Annotated in this window: 2 protein-coding genes; both read left to right on the top strand. The window is 72.6% G+C overall.

Annotated features, from left to right (window positions below; translation table 11 throughout):
* Window positions 1–44: 44 nt before the first annotated feature.
* Entirely contained in the window at window positions 45–16,688 is a 16,644-nt protein-coding gene (locus SGFS_RS02595) for a type I polyketide synthase (protein ID WP_286247277.1), read from the top strand.
* Between the two features lie 113 nt (window positions 16,689–16,801).
* Complete coding sequence (locus tag SGFS_RS02590; protein WP_286247275.1) at window positions 16,802–23,488, top strand: type I polyketide synthase; 6,687 nt, start codon at window positions 16,802–16,804, stop codon at window positions 23,486–23,488.
* The last annotated feature ends 30 nt before the right edge of the window (window positions 23,489–23,518 follow it).

Below are 23,518 nucleotides of genomic sequence, written 5' to 3'. Positions count from 1 at the left end.
CCTCAAGGACTTCGCGAACCAAAGGACTTAAGGACAGACCCCGCATGGAAAACGAAGAGAAGCTCGTCGAATACCTCAAGCGGGCCACCACCGACCTCCGGCAGGCCCGTCGGCGGCTCCGCGAGGTCGAGGACCAGCAGCAGGAGCCCGTCGCGATCATCGGGATGAGCTGTCGTTACCCGGGCGACGTGCACTCCCCGGACGACCTGTGGCGCATGGTGGCCGACGGTGATGACGGCATCTCGACGTTCCCGGCGGAACGGGGGTGGGACGTCGAGCGCCTCTACGACCCCGACCCGGACCGGCCCGGCACGACGTACACCACCCGGGGCGGCTTCCTGCACGACGCGCACCTCTTCGACGCGGAGTTCTTCGGGATCTCACCACGCGAGGCGCTGGCCACGGACCCGCAGCAGCGGCTGCTGCTGGAGACCTCCTGGGAGGCGTTCGAACGGGCCGGTATCGACCCGACTTCCCTGCGGGGCAGCCACACCGGTGTGTTCGCCGGCGTGATGTACCAGGACTACGCCCACCGGGTGCGGCCCGTGCCGGAGGAGTTCGAGGGCTACCTCGGCAACGGCAGCGCGGGCAGCATCGCCTCGGGCCGGGTGGCGTACACCTTCGGGCTGGAGGGCCCTGCGGTGACCGTGGACACGGCCTGCTCGTCGTCCCTCGTGGCCCTGCACCTGGCCGTGCAGTCGCTGCGGCAGGGCGACTCCACCCTGGCCCTGGCCGGCGGGGTCGCGATCATGTCCACCCCGGACGTGTTCGTCGAGTACAGCCGGCAGCGGGGCCTCGCCGCCGACGGCCGCTGCAAGGCGTTCGCCGAGGCCGCCGACGGCACCGGCTGGGCCGAGGGCGTGGGCATGCTGCTGCTGGAGCGGCTGTCCGACGCACGGCGCAACGGCCACCCGGTCCTGGCCGTCGTACGCGGCAGCGCCGTCAACCAGGACGGCGCCAGCAGCCGGCTCACCGCGCCCAACGGCCCCTCCCAGCAGCGGGTGATCCGGCAGGCCCTCGCCAACGCCCGCCTGACCCCTGCCGACGTGGACGTGGTGGAGGCCCACGGCACCGGCACCAAGCTGGGCGACCCCATCGAGGCGCAGGCCCTGCTCGCCACCTACGGCCAGGACCGGCCCGCGGAACGACCCCTGTGGCTGGGGTCGTTGAAGTCGAACATCGGTCACACCCAGGCCGCCGCCGGAGTGGGCGGTGTGATCAAGATGGTGATGGCGATACGGCACGGTGTCGCGCCGCGCACCCTCCACGTCGACCGGCCCACACCGGAAGTCGACTGGTCGGCCGGAGCGGTGGAACTGCTGACCGAGGCACGGCCCTGGCCGGAGACCGACCGGCCCCGCCGCGCCGGCGTCTCCGCCTTCGGCGTCAGCGGCACGAACGCCCACGTCATCATCGAACAGCCCCCCGCCATCGAGGGAACCGGTCTCGGCGACGACGCCCCCCCGACTGCCGAGCATCCGGAGGAACGTACGCCCGCCGACGGCGGCCCCGCCCCCCAGCCGGTCGCCTGGCCCCTGTCCGCGAAGAGCCCCGAGGCCCTGCGGGACCAGGCCCGGCAACTACGGCACCACCTGACCTCGGGCGCCACCGCATCCGCCCTCAGCCACCCCCTCGCCGACATCGGCCACTCCCTCGCCACCACCCGCACTGCCTTCGACCACCGCGTCGTCGTACTCGGCACCGACCACGACGCCCTCCTCCGCAGCCTGGCGGCCCTCGCCGACGGCGGTACCGATCCGTCGGTGGTGCAGGGCAGCGTGCGGGGGCGGGGCCGGGTCGCGTTCGTCTTCCCCGGCCAAGGCTCCCAATGGGAGGGAATGGCACGCGAACTCCTCGACACGTCACCTGTCTTCGCCCGGCAGATGCAGGCCTGCGCGGACGCCCTCTCCGCGTACGTCGACTGGTCCCTCCACGACGTCCTGCGCGGCGCCCCCGACGCACCCGGCCTCGACCGCGTCGACGTCGTCCAGCCGGTGCTGTGGGCGATCATGATCTCCCTGTCCGAGCTGTGGCGTGCGCACGGCGTGCAGCCGAGTGCCGTGGTCGGCCACTCGCAGGGCGAGATCGCCGCGGCGTATGTGGCCGGTGCGCTGTCCCTCGACGACTCGGCGCGTGTGGTCGCGCTGCGCAGCAAGGCCCTGCGTGCCCTGTCCGGCAAGGGCGGCATGCTGTCCGTACCGCTGTCGGAGGAGGACCTCACTCCCCAACTAGCCGCGCACACGGGCCAGTTGTCGATCGCCGCCGTGAACGGACCCGGTTCCGTCGTGGTGTCCGGCGACGCCGACGCCCTGGAGGGCCTCTTCGAGGAGCTGACCGCGGCGGGCGTCAGGGCCCGGAAGGTCGCGGTGGACTATGCGTCCCACTCCGCCCACGTCGAGGCCCTCCGTGAGGAACTCCTCACGCGACTCGGCCCGGTCGCGCCCCGGCCCGCCAAGGTGCCCTTCTACTCCACGGTCACCGGCGAACGCCTCGCCGGCACCGAGGCGCTGGACGCCGACTACTGGTACCGCAACCTGCGCGAGACCGTCCGCTTCGAGCAGGCCACGCGGGCCCTGCTCGCCCAGAACATCGGTGTGTTCGTCGAGACCGGCCCGCACCCGGTGCTCGCCGTCGGCCTTCAGGAGACGATCGACGCCACCGGCGGCAGCGCCGTCGCCCTCGGCTCACTGCGCCGGGGCGAGGGAGGCCCGGACCGTTTCCTGCGGTCACTGGCCGAGGCGTACGCGCACGGCGCCCCGCTCGACTGGGACCTGCTGTTCCCCGGAGCGCGCCGGGTCGAACTGCCCACGTACGCGTTCCAGCGGGACCACTACTGGCTCCAGATCCCGGAGGGCGGTCCCGCCGACGCCGCCGGGCTGGGCCTCGCCGCAGTCGAGCACCCGCTGCTGGCCGCCGCGACGAGCCTCGCCGACGGCGACGGACTGATCGTCACCGGCCGCCTTTCGACCCGGTCCCTGCCGTGGCTGGCCGACCACGCGGTGACCGGCACCGTCCTGCTGCCCGGCACCGCCTTCGTCGAACTGGCCCTGCGCGCAGCCGATCTGACGGACTGCCATCTACTCGACGAACTCACCCTGCACACGCCCCTGGTGGTCCCCGACGACGACCCCGTACGCGTCCAGGTGCGGGTCGCCGCCCCCGACCCGGCCACCGGCCGACGCGCCCTGACCGTGCACGCCCGCCCCGAGAGCCCCGACGGCGACGCGGACCAGGAGGAGCAGGGCGCCGAGTGGACGCTGCACGCCACCGGATACCTCGCCGTCGGCGCTCACGAGCCCGCCGTACCCGATCAGGGACAGTGGCCGCCCGCCGGAGCCACACCGCTGGACGTCACCGACCTCTACCCCCGGCTCGCCGACGCCGGCTACGGCTACGGACTCGCCTTCCAGGGCCTGCGAGCCGCCTGGCGGCTCGGTGACGACGTGTACGCCGAGGCCGAACTGCCCGACGAGCACAGCGACCAGGCGGGCCGCTACGGACTGCACCCCGCGCTGCTCGACGCAGCCCTGCACGCGGCCGGGTTCGCCGGTTTCCCCGACGGTGACGGCGCACTCCCCGGGCCCCGGCTGCCGTTCTCCTGGACCGGAGTCACCCTCTCCGCCGTGGGCGCACGGGCCCTCCGCATCCGTCTCGCGCGCACCGGCGACGACACCCTGACCGTCACACTCACCGACCCGGCAGGCGAGCCCGTCGCCACCGTGGAATCCCTTGCGCTACGGCCGCTCGCGACCAACCAGGCCCCCCGCACGCCGTCCGACCTCCACCGTGTGGCGTACACCCCGCGTGACCTGCCCGCCGACGCGTCCACCGCGCACTGGGCCGTGCTGGACGCCGACGATCTCGCATACGCGCTGAACCTGCCGAGCCACCCCGACCGCGACGCGCTCGCCGCCCTCGACCCGGCCCCGCCCGTCGTCCTCACCGGCTGGCCCGTCCCCGACGATCCCGCCCCGCAGGCCGCCCGTACCGTCCTCGCCCGGGCCCTGCACGACATCCAGGACTGGCTCGCCGACGACCGCCTCGCCGACACCCGCCTCGTCGTCGTCACCCACAACGCCCTCCCGGCCGACGACTGGCAGGACACCGACCCCGTCGCGGCCTCCCTGACCGGCCTGCTGCGCACCGCCCAGTCCGAGAACCCCGGCCGGCTCGTCCTGATCGACACCGACGGACACCCCGCCTCCTGGCAGGCACTGCCCGCGCTCGTCGCGACCGGCGAACCCCAGGCCGCGCTCCGGCTCGGCGAGGCCCGCGTCCCGCGCCTGGCCCCGGCCGCCACCGACGCCGCACTGTCCGTTCCCGCCGCCGTCCCTGCCGCCACCGACGCCTCCCTGCCCGTCCCGGCCGACACCAGCGCCTGGCGGCTGGCCGTGGAGAGCCCCGGCACCCTCGACCACCTGACCCTGATCCCCTGGGCCGCCGCGACGGCTCCCCTGGAGGAGGGACAGGTACGGATCGCCGTCCGCACCTGTGGTGTCAACTTCCGTGACGTCCTCATCGCCCTCGGCATGTACCCCGACCCGGACATGCTCGGCAGCGAAGGCGCGGGCCGTGTCGTCGAGGTCGGTCCCGGTGTCACCGATCTGGCCGTGGGCGACCGGGTGGCCGGCATCCTCGCCGGTGGATTCGGGCCTCTCGCGGTCATCGACGCGCCCAAGGTCGCCCGCATCCCCGACAGTTGGACATGGGAGCAGGCCGCCTCCGTACCGCTCGCCTTCGCGACCGCCTGGTACGCCCTCGTCGACCTGGCCGCCCTCGCCCCCGGCGAGAAGGTGCTGGTCCACGCGGCCGCCGGTGGCGTCGGCATGGCGGCCGTGCAGATCGCCCGGCACCTCGGCGCCGAGGTGTACGCCACGGCGAGCCCCGCCAAGTGGGACACCCTGCGCGCACTCGGCCTGGACGACGACCACATCGCCTCCTCCCGCGACACCGCGTTCGCCGAGAAGTTCCCGGCCGTCGACGTCGTCCTGGACTCCCTCGCCGGGGAGTTCGTGGACGCCTCGCTGCGCCTGCTGCCCCACGGCGGCCGGTTCGTCGAGATGGGCAAGACCGACCGACGCGACCCGGAGCGGATCGCCGCCGACCACCCCGGTGTCCACTACCGCGCCTTCGACCTGCGGGAGAGCGGCGACCGGCGGCTGCGCGAGATGCTGGACGAGATCTTCGCCCTCGTCGAGGACGGGACGCTCCACCCGCTGCCGTACCGCAGCTGGGATCTGCGCCGGGCCCCGGAGGCGTTCCGCCACATGCAGCAGGCCCGGCACATCGGCAAGATCGTGCTGACCGTGCCGCCCGCCCTCGACCCCGACGGCACCGTCCTGGTCACCGGCGCCACCGGCACCCTCGGCGCACTCGTCACCCGCCACCTCGTCACCGAGCACGGCGTACGACGGCTGCTGCTCGTCAGCCGCTCCGGACCGCAGGCGCCGGGCGCCGACGCACTCCTGGCCGATCTCGCCGCCGCCGGAGCCGAGGCCACGCTCACGGCCTGCGACACCGCCGACCGCGACCAACTGCGCGCCGTACTGGACGCCGTCCCCGCCGACCACCCCCTCACCGCCGTCATCCACACCGCCGGCGCCCTCGACGACGGCGTGCTGTCCGCCCTCACCCCCGAGCGACTCGACGCCGTACTGCGGCCCAAGGCCGACGCGGCCTGGCACCTGCACGAACTGACCGCCGGCCACGACCTCGCGGCGTTCGTGCTCTTCTCCTCCGCCGCCGGGCTCTTCGGCAACGCCGGACAGGGCAACTACGCGGCCGCCAACGCCTTCCTCGACGCGCTCGCCCAGCACCGCCGCGCCCTCGGCCTGCCCGCCACCTCGCTGGCCTGGGGCCTGTGGGAGGAGCGCGGCGGCATGACCGGCCACCTCGACACGGCCGACGTCGGCCGCCTGTCCCGGACGGGCGTCGCCACCCTGGACTCCGCACACGGTCTGGCGCTCTTCGACGCCGCGCTGAGCACTGGGCAGACCCTGCTGGTGCCGCTTCCCCTGGACCGGGCCGCCCTGCACCGCCAGGCCCGCACCGGCAGCCTGCCCGCCCTCCTCAGCGGCCTCGTCCGCACCACCCCGGCCCGCAGGACCGCCACCGGTACCGCCGCCACGGGCAGTGTCGGGGACACCCTGGCCCGGCGTCTGACGGCCGCCGCGCCCGCCGACCGCGACCGGATCGTCAACGACCTCGTACGCGACCACGCCGCCGCCGTCCTCGGCCATGGCTCCGCGACCGCCGTGGGCCTCGGACGCGCCTTCCGCGACCTCGGCTTCGACTCGCTGACCGCCGTCGAACTCCGCAACCGCCTCGGCGCCGCCACCGGACTGCGACTGCCCGCGACGCTGGTCTTCGACCACCCCACACCGGAAGAGCTCGCCGCCCACCTCCGCGACACCCTGCTCGGCGCCGCCGACTCCGGCGCCGCTGCCGTGGTCACGACGTCCGCCGAGGCCGACGAGCCGCTGGCCGTCGTCGCCATGAGCTGCCGCTTCCCCGGCGGAACCGGCTCCCCGGAGGAACTGTGGGAGCTGCTGGCCGACGGCGGCGACGCCATCGGCGCCCTGCCCGCCGACCGGGGCTGGGACCTCGCAGGGCTCTACCACCCGGACCCCGACCAACCCGGCACCTCCTACGCCCGCCACGGCGGATTCCTGCACGACGCCGGAGACTTCGACGCCTCCCTGTTCGGCATCTCACCGCGCGAGGCACTGGCGATGGACCCGCAGCAGCGACTGCTGCTGGAGACCTCCTGGGAGGCGTTCGAACGCGCGGGCCTCGACCTGCGGACCCTGCGCGGCAGCCGCACCGGCGTCTACGTCGGCGCCCTGCCCTCCAGCTACGGCGGCACCCTGCACGACGCGCCCGACGGCCTCGAAGGCCACCTGATGACGGGCAACTCCACCAGCATCGTCTCCGGCCGCCTCGCCTACACCTTCGGCCTCCAGGGCCCCGCGGTCACCGTGGACACGGCCTGCTCGTCGTCCCTGGTCGCCCTGCACCTGGCCGTCCAGGCGCTGCGCTCCGGCGAGGTCACCATGGCGCTCGTCGGCGGGGCCACGGTCATGTCCAACCCGGGCGGACTGATCGCCTTCAGCCGCCAGCGCGGACTCGCCGCCGACGGCCGCTGCAAGGCGTTCTCCGCCGCCGCCGACGGCATGGGCATGGCCGAAGGCGTGGGCATGCTGCTCGTGGAGCGGCTCTCCGACGCCGAACGGCTCGGCCACCCGGTGCTCGCCGTCGTCCGCGGCTCGGCGATCAACCAGGACGGCGCCTCCAACGGCCTCACCGCCCCCAACGGCCCCTCCCAGCAGCGCGTCATCCGCGACGCCCTCGCCGACGCCCGCCTCAACGCCTCCGAGGTCGACGTGGTCGAGGCGCACGGCACGGGCACGAAGCTGGGCGACCCGATCGAGGCGCAGGCCCTGCTCGCCACCTACGGCCAGGACCGGCCCGAGGAGCGGCCGGTGCTGCTGGGCTCGGTGAAGTCCAACATCGGCCACACCCAGGCCGCCGCCGGTGTCGCCGGCGTCATCAAGATGGTCCTGGCCATGCGCCACGGCTTGCTCCCGCGCACCCTCCACGTCGACGAACCCAGCACCCAGATCGACTGGAACGCGGGCGCGTTGTCCCTGCTCGCCGAGGAGACACCGTGGCCGGAGACCGGCCGTCCGCGCCGGGCCGCGGTGTCGTCGTTCGGGATCAGCGGGACGAACGCGCACGTCATCCTGGAGCAGGCCCCGGCCTCGGTCCCAGCTCCGGCCTCGGCTTCGGTCCCGGGTGACTCGGGCGAGGCGCCGGACCCCGTGGTGGTGCCATGGGTGGTCTCCGGACGTTCGGCGGACGCGCTGCGGGCCCAGGCCGGACAGCTGGCCGCGTGGGCCGATTCCGCAGCCGGACGGGACACGGAACCGGTCGACGTGGGCCGCGCGCTGGCCACGGCACGTTCCTTCCTCGAACACCGGGCCGTGGTGGTCGGCGGCGACCGGGCCGAACTGGTCGAGGCGCTACGGGCGCTGGCCACGGACCCGGCCGCCGGGTCGACGGCGGCGGACCCCGACGGCCCGGGCGGTCGGCTGGGGCTGGTCTTCTCCGGGCAGGGGTCTCAACGGCCCGGTATGGGGAGGGAGTTGTACACCGCGTATCCGGTGTTCGCCGCAGCCCTCGACGAAGTGTGCGGGGTGCTCGACGAGGTGATGGGCGCGCAGCCGCCCTCGGAAGGCTGGACCGGTTCTCTGCGTGAGGTGATGTTCGAGGTCTCTTCCGACCTGCTGGATGAGACGGGGTTCACGCAGCCGGCGTTGTTCGCGTTCGAGGTGGCGTTGTACCGGCTGCTGGAGTCGTGGGGTGTGGCCGGTGAGGTCGTAGCCGGTCACTCGGTGGGCGAGATCGCGGCGGCGCATGTGGCCGGGGTGTTGTCGCTGGCGGACGCGTGTGCGTTGGTGGCGGCGCGTGGCCGGTTGATGCAGGCGTTGCCTTCGGGCGGCGCGATGGTGGCGGTGGAGGCGTCCGAGGAGGAGGTCGCCGCTGTGCTGGCCGGTCGTGGGGACGAGGGAGCCGGGATCGGTGCGGTCAACGCGCCCGGCTCGGTGGTGGTCTCCGGTGTCGAGGCCGCGGTGGAGGAAGTCGCGGCGCGTTTCGCCGGCTTGGGGCGTCGTACACGGCGGCTGAAGGTCTCGCACGCGTTCCACTCCCCGCTGATGGACCCGATGCTGGCGGAGTTCCGGCGGGTGGTCGAGGGCCTGTCTTTCGCTCCGCCGCGTATGACTGTCGTATCGACGCTGACCGGTGCGGTCGCTTCGGACGAGGAACTGTGCTCGGTCGACTACTGGGTCCGCCATGCCCGGGAGACGGTGCGCTTCGGTGACGCGGTGCGGTGCATGGCGGGCGCGGAGGTCGACCGTTTCGCCGAGGTCGGGCCCAGCGGTGTGCTGGCCGGGCTGGTCCGGGCGAGTGTGACCGGGGAGGGCACGCGGGCGGCGGTGGCCTTGCAGCGGGGCAACCGGACCGAACCGGGCGCGCTGGTGTCGGCGTTGGGCGAGCTGTTCGTCAGCGGCCTGCCGGTGGACTGGGCGACGTACTTCGCGGGGCGGCCCCTGCGGCGGGTGGAGCTGCCGACGTACGCCTTCCAGCGGGCGCGTTACTGGCTGGAGGGGGCGGCCGGTGCGGGCGGTCGACAGAGCGCGGCCGATGGCCAGGACGAGGTGGACGCGGCCTTCTGGGAGGCGGTGGAGCACGGAGATCTCTCTGCTCTGGGCGCCGGTTTGGACGTGGACGGCGAGGCCCGGCTCGCGGATGTGCTGCCCGCCCTGTCGTCCTGGCGCCGCCGGGCCGAGCAGGCGTCGGTCGTGGACGCCTGGCGCTACCGGGTGACCTGGGCGCCGCTGCCCGAACCCGCCCGTGCTTCCGCGACCGGGGTGTGGCTGCTGCTGGTTCCGGCCGGGGCCGAGGACGCGGCGGATGCCACACGGACCGTCGAGGGCGCGCTGGCCGAACACGGCGGCGAGGTGGTGAAGGTGGACGTCGCCCACCCCGAGGCCGACGAGGCGCGTACCGCCCTCGCCCAACAGATCACCGAGCAGTTCATCGAACGGTTCGGCGTCACGGAGATCGGCCGGCTGCGTGGGGTGGTGTCGCTGCTGGCGCTGGCCGACGGCGACGACCCTCGGCATCCGTCGGTGTCGCGTGGGCTGGCGTTGACCCTGGGACTCGTACAGGCGCTCGGTGACATGGAGTTGACCGCACCGCTGTGGTGCCTGACGCGGGGCGCGGTCGCCGTGGACGCCTCGGACGGGGTGGACGGTGCGGTGCAGGCGCAGGTGTGGGGCCTGGGCCGGGCCGTGGCGTTGGAGCACCCGGATCGTTGGGGTGGTCTGGTCGACCTGCCCGAGTACGTCGACCCGCGTACGGCTCGGCGTCTGACCGGTGTCCTGACCGGTACGGGTGCGGGTGCGGGTGCTGGGGGCCTCGGTCGCGAGGATCAGATCGCTCTGCGCGCCACCGGCGCCTTCGGCTGCCGTCTGACCCGCGACACCGTGGCCCCGGCCGGAGATCCGGGGGAGTGGACGCTGTCGGGCACGGTCCTGGTGACCGGCGGTACCGGTGCCGTCGGTGGGCATGTGGCCCGTTGGCTGGCCGCCCGGGGAGCCGAACGGCTGGTCCTGGTCAGCCGCCGGGGACCCCGGGCGCCCGGAGCGGACGCGCTGCGGGACGAACTGACGGCCGCCGGCGCACAGGTGGAGATGCTCGCCTGCGACCTGAGCGACGGGTCCGCGGTGACCGCGTTGGTGGCCGGGCTGGCCGCCGGGGGCGACCTCACGGCGGTGGTCCACGCCGCGGGCGTACTCGACGACGGTGTCCTCGCCTCGCTGTCGGTCGAACGCTGCGCCGAGGTCCTGGCGGCGAAGGCGCGGGCCGCCCACCACCTGGACCTGGCCACTCGTGACGTGAACCTGGACGCCTTCGTGCTGTTCTCGTCCGTCTCCGGGGTGCTGGGCGCCGCCGGACAGGCCAACTACGCCGCCGCCAACGCCCACCTGGACGCCGTAGCCCTCCACCGGCACGCCCTCGGCCTGCCCGCGGTCTCCGTCGCCTGGGGCCCATGGGCCGAGGGCGGCATGGCCGGCGAGGACGCGGCCGCCGGGCGACTGAGCCGGGACGGATGGACGGCCATGGCCCCGGAGCCGGCCGCCACGGCCATGGCCCGCGCCGTGGCCGCCGGGCACCCCGCCGTGATGATCGCCGACGTCGACTGGCAGCGCTTCGCACCGGCCTACGCCGCCGTACGACCGGGCAACTCCCTGCTGACCGGCGTACCGGAGGCCCGACAGGCTCAGCCGCAGCCCTGGTCGGCCGACGGCGAGCGGTCCGCCTGGGCGAGCCGCCTGGCGGGACTGCCGGAGGAGGAACAGCGCACGGCTCTGCTGGACCTGGTGCGTGGGCAGGTGGCGAGTGTGCTGGGGCATGCCTCGATGCAGACGATCGATCCGGCGCGGGCGTTCAAGGAGATCGGTTTCGACTCGCTGACGGCGGTGGAGCTGCGGAACCGTCTGAATGCGGCCACCGGCCTGGCCCTGCCCGCCACGTTGGTCTTCGACTACCCGACCCCGGTGGCGCTGGCCGAGTACGTCGGCTCTCAGGTGCTCGGTACGTCATCGCCCGCGGTCACAGGTCCGCTGGTCGTGGCGGCTGTGGATGAACCGGTCGCGATCATCGGGATGAGCTGCCGGTTCCCCGGTGGAGTCCAGAGCCCCGAGGAACTGTGGGATCTGGTGGTCGGGGGCCGGGACGCGATCTCGTCCTTCCCCACCGACCGAGGCTGGGACGTCGACGCACTGTTCGATCCGGACCCTGAGAAGCCGGGCAAGACGTACACCCGTCACGGCGCGTTCCTGCATGACGCGGCCGAGTTCGACCCCCGCTTCTTCGGGATCTCACCCCGTGAGGCCTCGGCCATGGACCCGCAGCAGCGGCTGCTGCTGGAGACGGCGTGGGAGGCGTTCGAACGGGCCGGTATCGACCCGGCCGCGCTGCGCGGCAGCGCGACCGGCGTCTTCACCGGCACCAACGGCCAGGACTACGCCACTCGACTGCGGGAGACCCCGCAGGGCGTCGAGGGGTACCTGATGACCGGCAACGCCGGGAGTGTGATCTCCGGGCGGCTGGCCTACACGTTCGGCCTGGAGGGGCCGGCCATGACCGTGGACACGGCGTGCTCCGCGTCGCTGGTCGCCCTGCACCTGGCCGCGCAGGCGCTGCGGCAGGGCGAGTGCTCGCTGGCGTTGGCCGGTGGTGCGACGGTGATGTCGACTCCGGGGGCGTTCGTGGAGTTCAGCAGGCAGGGCGGGCTGGCGGCGGACGGCCGGTGCAAGGCGTTCTCGGCTTCGGCGGACGGTACGGGCTGGGGCGAGGGCGTCGGTCTGTTGCTGCTGGAGCGGCTCTCGGACGCCGAACGCAACGGACATCCCGTTCTGGCGGTGGTGCGGGGCAGCGCCGTCAACCAGGACGGTGCCTCGAACGGGCTGACGGCGCCGAATGGTCCGTCGCAGCAGCGGGTGATCCGTCAGGCGCTCGCGAACGCCCGTCTGTCCGCGTCCGAGGTGGATGTGGTGGAGGCGCACGGTACGGGGACGAGGCTGGGTGACCCGATCGAGGCGCAGGCGTTGCTGGCGACGTATGGCCAGGACCGGCCGGAGGATCGGCCGTTGTGGCTGGGTTCGGTGAAGTCGAACCTCGGTCACACGCAGGCGGCTGCGGGTGTCGCCGGGATCATCAAGTCGGTGATGGCGATGCGGCATGGTGTGCTGCCGGCCACGTTGCATGTGGACGAGCCGACGTCGGAGGTGGACTGGTCGGCGGGGGCGGTGGAGCTGCTGACCGAGGCGAGGCCTTGGCCCGAGGTGGGGCGTCCGCGTAGGGCGGCGGTCTCCGGCTTCGGCGTCAGCGGTACCAACGCCCACGTCATCCTCGAACAGGCCGCCGAGACCGGCTCGACGTCCGAGGAAGGGCCCGCCGCCCTCGTGCCGACGGTGGTCTGGCCGATCTCGGGCAGGGACGAGCAGGCCCTGCGTGGGCAGGCTCGGAGGTTGCGGGAGCGTTTGGTGGTCGAGCCGGGCCTGTCGGCTGCGGATGTGGGTCTTTCGCTGGCGACGACTCGTTCGTGCTTCGAGCAGCGTGCGGTGGTGGTCGGGGAGACGCGGGACGAGCTTCTGGCGGGGCTTGAGGCGTTGGCTGAGGGTCGGGAGGCGTCGGGGCTGGTGCGTGGTTCGGCCCGGGGCAGCGTGAATGTGGGCTTCCTGTTCTCTGGTCAGGGTTCTCAGCGGGTTGGTATGGGCCGGGAGTTGGCGGAGCGTTTCCCGGTGTTCGCCGGGGTGTTCGGTGAGGTGTGCGGGTTGCTGGATCCGTTGCTGCCGAGGCCGTTGGGTGAGGTGATCGCTGCTGGTCCGGGGGTGTTGGGGCGGACGGTGTTCACGCAGCCGGCGTTGTTCGCGGTGGAGGTGGCGGCGGCGCGGTTGTTGTTGTCGTGGGGTGTGCGGCCGCAGGTGGTGGCCGGGCATTCGGTGGGGGAGATCGCGGCGGCGCACGTTGCCGGGGTGTTGTCGCTGGAGGACGCGTGCGCGCTGGTGGCGGCGCGGGGTCGGTTGATGGAGGCGTTGCCCGCCGGCGGCGTGATGGTGGCTCTGGAGGCGACTGAGGGTGAGGTCGCGGAGCTGCTGGAGGCTCATGCGGGTGCGCCGGTCGGCGTGGCAGCGGTGAACGGTCCTCGGGCTGTGGTCGTCTCCGGCGACGCGAGCCCTGTCGGAGAGATCGCGGATGTGGTGCGCTCGTGGGGGCGTCGTACGAAGCGGCTTGAGGTGTCGCACGCGTTTCACTCGCCGTTGATGGAGCCGATGCTCGCCGAGTTCACCGAGGTCGTGTCGGGGCTGGAGTTCGCGGCGCCGCAGATCGGGTTCGTGTCGGCGGTCACTGGTGGGCTGGTCGGGGCTGATGTGGTGTCGCGCCCGGAGTACTGGGTGGAGCATGTGGCCCAGCCGGTGCGTTTCGCGGACGCGGTACGGGCGGCCGTGGATGAGGCGGGTGTGTCGCTGTTCGTCGAGGTGGGCCCCGGTGGTGCGCTCTCGGCGATGGGTCCGGACTGCCTCGACGAGACCGTCGGGGACAAGCAGCCGGTGGTGTTCGTGCCGTCCCTGCGCGCGGACCGTCCCGAGCCGCTGGCGGTGACGACTGCGCTGGCCACGGCCCACGTCAACGGCGTCCAGCCCGACTGGCAGGCCGTCTTCGCCGGCACGGGCGCGGCCCGCGTGGAACTGCCGACCTACGCCTTCCAACGCGGGCGTTACTGGCTGGACGCGTCCGTGGGCGGTACCGGGGACGCGTCGGCCGTCGGGTTGGCGACTCTCGAACACCCCTTGCTGGCCGGTGTGGTGGACCTGGCCGAGGAGGACCGGACGGTGTTCACGGGCCGGTTGTCCCTGACGACGCACCCGTGGCTGGCCGATCACGCCGTGTTCGGTTCGGTGCTGCTGCCGGGCACGGGCTTCGTCGAGTTGGCGTTGGCCGCCGGTCAGTACACCGGCTTCGGTCATCTGGACGAACTGACCGTCCATGCCCCGCTGGTCCTGCCCGCACGGGGTGCCGTCCACGTCCAACTGGTGCTCGACGGCGTGGACGACTCCGGGCGACGCGCTCTCACCGTTCACTCCCGGCCCGAGGGAGTGGCCGGGGAGCAGACGTGGACGCGGCACGCCACGGGTGCGCTGACCGTGGCGGAGGCCGTCGACCCGCCCGCCGTGTCGGCCGTGTGGCCCCCGGCTGGCGCCATCGAGGTCGAACTCGACGACCCGTACGAGCGCTTCGCCGCAGAGGGCTACGCGTACGGCCCGGCGTTCCAGGGGCTGCGCCGAGTGTGGCGCGGCGACGGGGAACTGTTCGCCGAGGTCGAGCTGGGTGCGCAGGAGCTGGAGGCGGCCGGTCGCTTCGGTGTCCATCCGGCCCTGCTGGACGCGGCGCTGCACCCGCTGCTGCTGGCGGACGGTTCGACAGGGCAGGACGGCGATACGCCGACGGCGGGGCGGCTGCCCTTCTCCTGGACCGGCGTGTCTCTTCGCGCCACGGGGGCGACGACGGCTCGGGTGACGCTGGCCTTCACGGACGGGGACGCCGTACGTATCACCGTGGCGGACGGCGACGGTGGGCTCGTGGCATCGGTGGACGCGCTGGTGACGCGTCCGATCGCGGCCGGGCAGCTTGCGGCAGGGCGGTCGGGGCTCTTCGAGGTGGAGTGGGCGCCCGTGTCGTCCTCGCCTGCCGGGTCCGCGAGTTGGGCGGTCGTCGGCGGTGGGGAGGCCGGAGTTTCGGCCGGCGGTCCGGGTCTCGGCTCGTACGAGGATCTGGCCGCTCTACGGCGGGCTATGGACTCCGGCGCACCGGTGCCCGAGGTGGTCTTCGCCCACTGCGGCGGCGGAGCCGAGGCTGCCGACGTGGTCGGCGGGACACATACGGCGACGCACGCGGCGTTGGTGTCGCTGCGGGAGTGGCTTGCCGACGAGCGGTTCGCCGGGGCGCGTCTCGCGATCGTGACCGGTGGCGCGGTCGCTGTCCGGCCGGGGGACGAGGTGTCGGACCTGGCGGGCGCGGCGGTGTGGGGCCTGGTGCGGTCGGCGCAGTCCGAGCACCCGGGACAGTTCGTGCTCGTCGACACCGACGGCGCGGCGGAGCCTTCGTCCGCGGCGGCGGCCCTGGCCACGGGCGAGCCGCAGGTCGCGGTACGCGGTGGCGAGGTGTTCGTGCCCAGGCTGGCCCGGGCGGACAGGACCCCGGCGGCCGACAGCGGCGTCCGCTGGGATCCGGACAAGTCGCTGTTGGTGACGGGCGCTTCGGGTGTTCTGGCGGGGCTGGTCGTCCGGCATGCGGTCGCCGAGTGGGCCGTACGGCATGTGGTGCTGGTCAGCCGTAGCGGAGCCGACGGGCTGGCTCAGGAACTGGCCGAGGCGGGCGTGTCCGTCCAGCAGGCGCGTTGCGATGTGGCCGACCGGGAGGCTGTGGCGGCCGTACTGGCCGGCATCCCCGCCGAACACCGGCTCGGCGGTGTGATCCACACGGCAGGTGTCCTGGACGACGGCGTGATCGAGTCGCTGACCCCGGAGCGCTTGGCGCCCGTACTGCGGCCCAAGGTGGACGGCGCTTGGTGGCTGCACGAGCTGACCGCCGACGTTGACCTGTCGGTGTTCGCGGTGTTCTCCTCCGCGGCCGGTGTGTTCGGCGCGGCGGGTCAGGGCAACTATGCCGCTGCCAATGCCTTCCTCGACGCCCTCGCCCTGTACCGGCACCGTGAAGGCCTCCCGGCGACGTCCCTCTCCTGGGGCCTGTGGGCCGAACGCAGCGGTATGGCCGGTCAGTTGGCCGACGCCCAGCTCGAACGACTGGAACGTACCGGTGTCCACCCTCTCTCCTCCTCCGAGGGACTCGCCCTGCTCGACGCGGCGCTGGCCACAGGCCGCCCCTGGCTGGTCCCGGTCGGGTTGGACCTCGGGGTGATGCGTGCTCAGGCGGACCTCGGGGTGACACCCCTGTTCCGTGGTCTCGTCCGGGCCCCGCTGCGGCGGGCCCAGGTCGACAAGGCCGCGTCGAACGCGCCGGACGAGCTCCGGAGGGAGCTTGCGGTGGCGTCGGCGGCGGACCGGGAGCGCATGGTGCTGGACCTGGTCCGGGACCGTACGGCGGTCGTGCTCGGCTTCGGCAGTCGGGACGAGGTGGGCGTGGACAGCGGCTTCACCAGCATGGGTGTCGACTCGCTCGCCGGAGTCGACCTGCGCAACCGGCTGAGTTCCGCGACCGGGCTGCGGCTTCCGACGACACTGATCTTCGACTACCCCACCCCCGCCGCCCTGGCCCGCTATCTGCACACCCACCTGGTCGACGACGCCGTCGACCAGGTGGACATCCGCTCCGTGCTGGCGGAACTCGACCGACTGGAAGCCACGCTCGCACAGGTGCAGGCCGGCGACGTCGGCCATATGAAGATCGCGAGCCGGCTCCAGGACCTGGTGGGGCAGTGGCACGGATCCGGTGGCGCGACCCCCGGAGAAGACACGGTGACCGACCTCGAAGAGGCGACCGCCGACGAGATCTTCTCCTTCATCGACGACAACTTCGGATCCACCGAGGTCCATTAGCCGACCGCTCAGGGCCACGGCCCCCACTCCCTTCCCCGCCGCATCCATCACCAGGCCGCTGATCGCCTCCGTCCGCGCCCCGATGGAACCGCTCGTCAAGGAGACGACTTTCGATGACCGACGAAGCAAAGCTCCTCAGCTACTTGAAGCGGGTCACCGCCGATCTGGACCGGACGACTCGCCGTCTGCGCGAGGCCGAGGAGCAGCGGTACGAGGCGATCGCGATCGTGGGGATGGCGTGCCGTTACCCGGGCGGAGTGCGTTCGCCGGAGGAGCTGTGGCGGCTGGTCGCCGACGAGGCCGACGCCGTCTCCCACTTCCCCCAGAACCGAGGGTGGGACCTGGACACGCTGTTCGATCCGGAGCGTGCCGGGGGCACCAGCCTCACCCAGGAGGGCGGGTTCCTCTACGACGCGGACCAGTTCGACGCCGGCTTCTTCGGCATCGGGCCGCGTGAGGCCACGGCGATGGATCCGCAGCAGCGGCTGCTGCTGGAGACCTCCTGGGAGGCGCTGGAACGGGCCGGTATCGACCCGGCGACCCTGCGCGGCAGCGCCACCGGCGTCTTCGCGGGGGTCATGTACCACGACTACGGCGCCCGGGTCGTCGAGGTTCCGGAGGAGGTCGAGGGCTACCTGGGCAACGGCAACGCGGGCAGCATCGCCTCCGGACGTGTGGCCTTCACGTTCGGCTTCGAGGGACCGGCGGTCACGCTCGACACCGCCTGCTCCTCCTCCCTGGTCGCGCTGCACCTGGCCGCCCAGGCGCTACGGCAGGGCGAGTGCTCCCTGGCTCTCGCCGGTGGCGTCACCGTGATGGCGACGCCGGGCGTGTTCACCGAGTTCACCCGGCAGGGCGGGCTGGCCGCCGACGGCCGCTGCAAGTCCTTCTCCACCACGGCCGACGGCACCGGCTGGAGCGAGGGCGCGGGCATGCTCCTGCTGGAGCGCCTGTCGGACGCCGAGCGCAACGGCCACCTGGTGCTCGCGGTCGTACGTGGCAGTGCGGTCAACCAGGACGGCGCGTCCAGCGGGCTGACGGCGCCGAACGGTCCCGCCCAGCAGCGGGTGATCCGGCAGGCGTTGGCGAACGCCCGTCTGTCCGCGTCCGAGGTGGATGTGGTGGAGGCGCACGGTACGGGGACGAAGCTGGGTGACCCGATCGAGGCGCAGGCACTCCTGGCCACCTACGGCCAGGACCGGGCGGAGGACCGGCCGTTGTGGCTGGGCTCGGTGAAGTCGAACCTCGGGCATACGCAGGCCGCTGCGGGTGTCGCCGGGATCATCAAGTCGGTGATGGCGATGCGGCATGGTGTGCTGCCGGCCACGCTGCATGTGGATGAGCCGACCTCGGAGGTCGACTGGTCGGCGGGTGCGGTGGAACTGCTCACCAAGAGCCGCTCCTGGCCCGAGACCGGGCGTCCGCGCCGGGCCGCGGTCTCCGGCTTCGGCGTCAGCGGTACCAACGCACACGTCATCCTCGAACAGGCCGCCGACTTGGACGTGCCCGACGCCGCACCCGTGCCCGAGGGGGTTCCGGTGCCATGGGTGGTGTCCGCGCGCAGCGCTGATGCTCTGCGCGCCCAGGCCCGACGGTTGCGGGGGCACATGGCGGCCGAGCCCGGTGCGGCTGTCGTCGACGTGGGCCACTCGCTGGCCACCGCTCGTTCGTGCTTCGAGCACCGCGCGGTGGTGATCGGGCGGACAACGGACGACCTCTTGGCAGGGCTGGAGGCGCTGGCTGAGGGGCGTGGGGATTCCCGGGTGCGGGTCGGTGCTGGGTTGGCCGGGGGGCGTACGGGGTTCGTGTTCGCGGGGCAGGGGTCGCAGCGGTTGGGTATGGGTGGCCGGCTTCGGGAGATGTTCCCTGTCTTCGGTGAGGCGTGGGACGAGGTGGTCGCGGAGTTGGATGGGCGGCTGGGGCGGCCGTTGGGTGAGGTGGTGTTCGCGGAGGAGGGTTCGGAACAGGCCTCGCTTGTGGATCGTACGGAGTTCACGCAGCCGGCGTTGTTCGCGTTCGAGGTGGCGTTGTTCCGGCTGTTGGAGTCGTGGGGTGTGGTGCCCGATGTGGTGGCCGGGCATTCGATCGGTGAGCTTGCGGCGGCGTATGTGGCGGGGGTGCTGTCGCTGTCGGATGCGTGTGCGTTGGTGGTGGCGCGGGGCCGGTTGATGCAGGCGTTGCCGGCCGGTGGGGCGATGGTGGCGGTGCAGGTCACGGAGGCCGAGGCACGGCGACTTGTCGAGGGTGAGCCTTCGGGTGCGGTGGATATCGCGGCGGTGAATGGGCCGGAGTCCGTGGTGATCGCCGGTGACGAGGACGTGGTGCTGCGTGTCCAGGAGATCGTGCGCGGGCGGGGCCGTAAGACGAAGCGTTTGACGGTGTCGCATGCGTTCCACTCGCCGCGCATGGAGCCGATGCTCGACGAGTTCCGCCGGGTGGCCGAGACGGTGACTTATCACGAGCCTCGCATTGCGGTGGTCTCCGCGGTGTCGGGTGAGGTGGCGGGTGCGGAGTTGCGGTCGGCGGAGTACTGGACGCGGCATGTGCGTGAGGCGGTGCGCTTCTACGACGCGGTGCGGTGTCTGCGGAGCGAAGGCGTGAGCACGTTCGTGGAGGTCGGTCCGGACGGGGCGTTGTCCGCGCTGGGGCAGGACTGCCTGGTCGGGGAGGAGGCGCGGGGCACGGAGTTTGTGTCCACGGTGCGGGCCGGGCGCGATGAGGCCGAGAGCGTGGTGGCGGCCGTGGGCGCTGCGCATGTGCGCGGTGTGCCGGTGGACTGGGCCGCGTACTACGCCCCGTACGGCCCGCGTCGGGCGGGCCTGCCGACGTACGCCTTCGAACATCAGCGGTACTGGTTGGATGCGTCCGTCCGCACGGTGGGTGATCTCGCGGGGCTGGGCCTGGGTTCGGCGGAGCATCCGTTGCTCGGCGCGGCGGTGGCCCTGGCGGATGGCGACGGGGTGTTGCTGACCGGGCGGTTGTCGCTGGCGACGCATCCGTGGCTGGCGGATCACCGGGTGCAGGGTGCTGTGCTGTTCCCCGGGACGGCGTTCGTGGAGCTTGCGTTGCGGGCCGGGGAGCAGGTGGGCGCGGACTGTGTCGAGGAGCTGACGCTGGAGGTGCCGTTGGTGCTTCCGGAGCGTGGTGGTGTGCAGGTCCAGGTGGTCGTCGGCGCTGCGGACGAGCAAGGTGGCCGTCCGGTGACGGTGTACTCCCGGCCTGATGAGGACGTGGAGGACGAGCCGTGGGCTCGGCACGCGATCGGCATGCTGGTCCCCTTCGCCGCCTCTGCCGCCGTACCGGCGGAGGACGCCGACTTCGCCGTGTGGCCGCCCCAGGATGCGGTGGCTGTGGACACGGACGGGATGTACGACCGGCTGGCGGAGGGCGGTCTCGAGTACGGGCCGGTGTTCCAGGGCTTGCGGTCGGTGTGGCGGCGCGGCTCGGAGGTGTTCGCCGAGGTCGCGCTGGACGACACCCACCGCGACGGCGCCGAACACGATGTGTCAGCGGTGTCGGCCCCGGAGACGACCGCTCCGGTGTGGCGGTTGGAGGCCACGGGCGGCGGCACTCTGGACGCGCTGGCGCTGGTGGCGTACGAGGAGACGGACCGCCCCCTTCGGGCGAACGAGGTCCGGGTCGAGGTCCACGCGGCGGGCCTGAACTTCCGCGACGTACTGATCACTCTGGGCATGCTCGAAACCAAGGACAAGCTCGGCTGGGAACTGTCCGGCGTCGTCCTGGAGACCGGCCCGGACGTCACCGGTCTCGCGCCCGGCGACCGGGTGATGGGGGTGGCGCTCGGCTCGTTCGCTCAGCAGGCCGTGGCCGACCACCGCATGCTGGCGAAGATCCCGGACGGATGGTCGTACGCGGAGGCGGCCTCGGTTCCGCTGGTGTTCCTGACCGCCTACTACAGCCTGGTGGATCTGGCCGACCTGCGAGCGGGCCAGTCGGTGCTGATCCATGCCGCCGCCGGCGGTGTGGGCATGGCGGCCGTGCAGTTGGCGCGGCATCTGGGCGCCGAAGTGTTCGGTACGGCGAGCACCGGCAAGTGGGACGCGCTACGGGCGCAGGGCCTGGACGAGACCCACATCGCCTCCTCGCGGGACCTGGAGTTCGAGCCACGCGTGCTGGAGGCGACGGACGGCCGGGGAGTGGACGTCGTTCTCGACGCGCTGGCCGGTGAGTTCGTGGACGCGTCACTGCGGACGCTCACCCACGGTGGCCGGTTCATCGAGATGGGCAAGACCGACATCCGTGACGCGGAAGAGGTCGCCGCCCGGTACCCCGGCGTCCACTACCGCGCCTTCGACCTGATCGAGGCCGGGCCGGAACGCGTCGGACAGATGCTCGCGGAGGTGCTGCGGCTGTTCGACGACGGCGCGCTGACGGTACTGCCGGTCACCACCTGGGATCTCCTGAGCGCACCGGACGCCTTCCGCCACCTGAGCCAGGCGCGACACATAGGCAAGGTCGTTCTCACGGTGCCACGCACCATCGACCCGTACGACACGGAACTGGCCGTCGTCACGAGGAGCAGGAGCAGGTGGAGGACCGGACGGTCGTCTGCCCGCCTCACGGCGAACCCGAACAGCGCGGGGGAGTTCGGTCTTCATCCGGCGCTGCTGGATGCGGCGTTGCACGCGATCGGGTTCGGGGAGTTCGTGAGTGACGGTGGGGCGGGGGTACTGCCGTTCTCGTGGAGCGGGGTCCGTCTTCTCGCGTCGGGTGCGGATGCGTTGCGGGTGCGGGTGTCCGGGGTCGGCGTCGGGGCGAACGAGGTTGCGCTGGTGGTCGCGGACGGCTCCGGGCGGCCGGTGGCATCGGTGGACTCGTTGGCGTTGCGGCCTGTGTCTGCGGACGGGATCGGTGCGGGGCGGTCGGGTGCGTCGCGGCAGTCGTTGTTCCGGGTGGGGTGGCGGCAGGTGGCCGTGCCGGATCAGGCGGGTGCGGGGGAGTGGGTGGCCCTCGACCGGGGTGCTGGCTGGGCGCAGGGGGAGGGGTGCGAGGTCCTGCCCGACCTGGCCGCGCTCGGCTCGGCGGTCTCCGCCGGCCGATCGGTGCCGCGTCTGGTGGTGGCGCATTTCGCCGCCGATCGTGAGGTGCCCGTCACGGCCGGGGTGCGTGGAGTGACGGCTGAGGGACTGGAGTTGATCCAGTCCTGGCTGGCGGACGAGAGGTTCGCCGACTCGCGGCTCGTGATTATGACCCGCCAGGCCGTCGCGGTGGATGCCGGTGAGGGTGTCTTTGATCTGGGTGCGGCGGCGTTGTGGGGTCTGGTGCGTACGGCGCAGTCGGAGCAGCCGGGCCGGGTCGTGCTGGTGGATGTGGATGACCTGGATGCGGTGTCCCGGGTGGTCGGGATCGGTGATGAGCCGCAGCTCGCGGTGCGGGATGGCCGGGTGTTCGTGCCGCGTCTGATGCGGGCCGAAGCCATTGATGGGGTGCCGGTGTGGGATCCCGAGGGCACGTTGTTGATCACGGGTGCGTCGGGTGCGTTGGGTGGTGTGGTCGCCCGGCATGTGGTCCGTGAGTGGGGCGTACGGCACCTGGTTCTCGCGAGCCGTCGTGGCGCGGAGGCTCCCGGTATGACGGAACTGGTCGCGGAACTGGGTGAGTTGGGTGCTTCGGCTGCTCCGGTGGCCTGTGACGTGGCGGACCGGGACGCGCTGGCTGCCGTACTGGCTGGTATTCCTGCCGTGCACCGGCTGGCGGGTGTGGTCCATGCGGCTGGTGTCCTGGACGACGGCGTGGTGGGTTCGCTCACTCCTGAGCGGTTGGAGACGGTCCTGGCGCCGAAGGCGGACGCGGCCTGGCATCTGCACGAGCTGGCCGCGGAGCTGGACCTGTCGGTGTTCGTGCTGTTCTCTTCCGCGGCGAGTGTCTTCGGTGGTGCGGGTCAGGGCAATTACGCCGCGGCGAATGCCTTCCTCGATGCGCTCGCTGCGAGGCGTCGGGCCGATGGCCTGGTGGCGACCTCGCTCTCGTGGGGCCTGTGGGACCAGGCCGGCGGTATGACGGGGCAGTTGGGTGAGGCGGACGTGGCCCGGATGAGTCGTTCGGGCGTGCTGCCGATCTCCGTCGGCGAGGCACTGCCGCTGCTTGACGCCGGTGTGACCGGCGGCGATGCCTGGCTGGCGCCGGTCCGGCTGGACCTCGCCGCGCTGCGGCAGCAGGCCATCGCCACCGGGGGAGTGCCCGCACTGCTCCGCGATCTGGTCCGCGTACCGAACCGCCGCAAGGCCGAAACCGGCGGCAGCGGTGCAGGTTCGAGGTCGTCCCTCACCGACAAGCTCGCCGGCCTGCCCCAGGAAGAGCGGGCGCAGGAACTGCTGGACTTCGTCTGCGAGCACACCGCGGCCGTACTGGGCCACTCCGGCGCCGGCATGGTCGACCCCGGCCGGAACTTCCGTGAACTGGGCATCGACTCGCTGGCCGCGGTGGAGCTGCGCAATCGCATCGGCGGCGTCCTCGGCATCCGGCTCTCGGCCACGCTGGTCTTCGACTACCCCTCGCCGGTGCTGCTCGCCGGGCACATCGGGGAGCAACTCGCGCTGGACGAACCCGCACCCCGGCTGCCGGTGGTGGCGGAGTTGGAGCGGCTGGAGGCCGCGGTGTCCGCCGCGCGCTTCGACGAGGACTCCCGGGACGACGTGGCCGCCCGGCTGCGGAAACTCCTGTCGCACCTCGACGCCCTGGCCGCCTCCCCGAAGAGGGAGGCCGACGACGGCGAACTCGCCTCGGCGAGCGTCGAGGAACTCTTCGCACTGGTCGACCAGGAACTCGAAGACCTCTGACGTGACGCCGGCTCCGTGACCGTGCTGCCG

It is taken from the genome of Streptomyces graminofaciens (assembly GCF_030294945.1).
GTDB lineage: Bacteria > Actinomycetota > Actinomycetes > Streptomycetales > Streptomycetaceae > Streptomyces > Streptomyces graminofaciens.
This window is presented reverse-complemented; position numbering and strand designations above follow the sequence as displayed.

What these genes read in the sequence shown, in the direction of transcription:
- SGFS_RS02595 (WP_286247277.1), top strand. Translation starts at nt 45, where the DNA reads ATGGAAAACGAAGAGAAGCTCGTCGAATACCTCAAGCGGGCCACCACC.
- SGFS_RS02590 (WP_286247275.1), top strand. Translation starts at nt 16,802, where the DNA reads ATGACCGACGAAGCAAAGCTCCTCAGCTACTTGAAGCGGGTCACCGCC.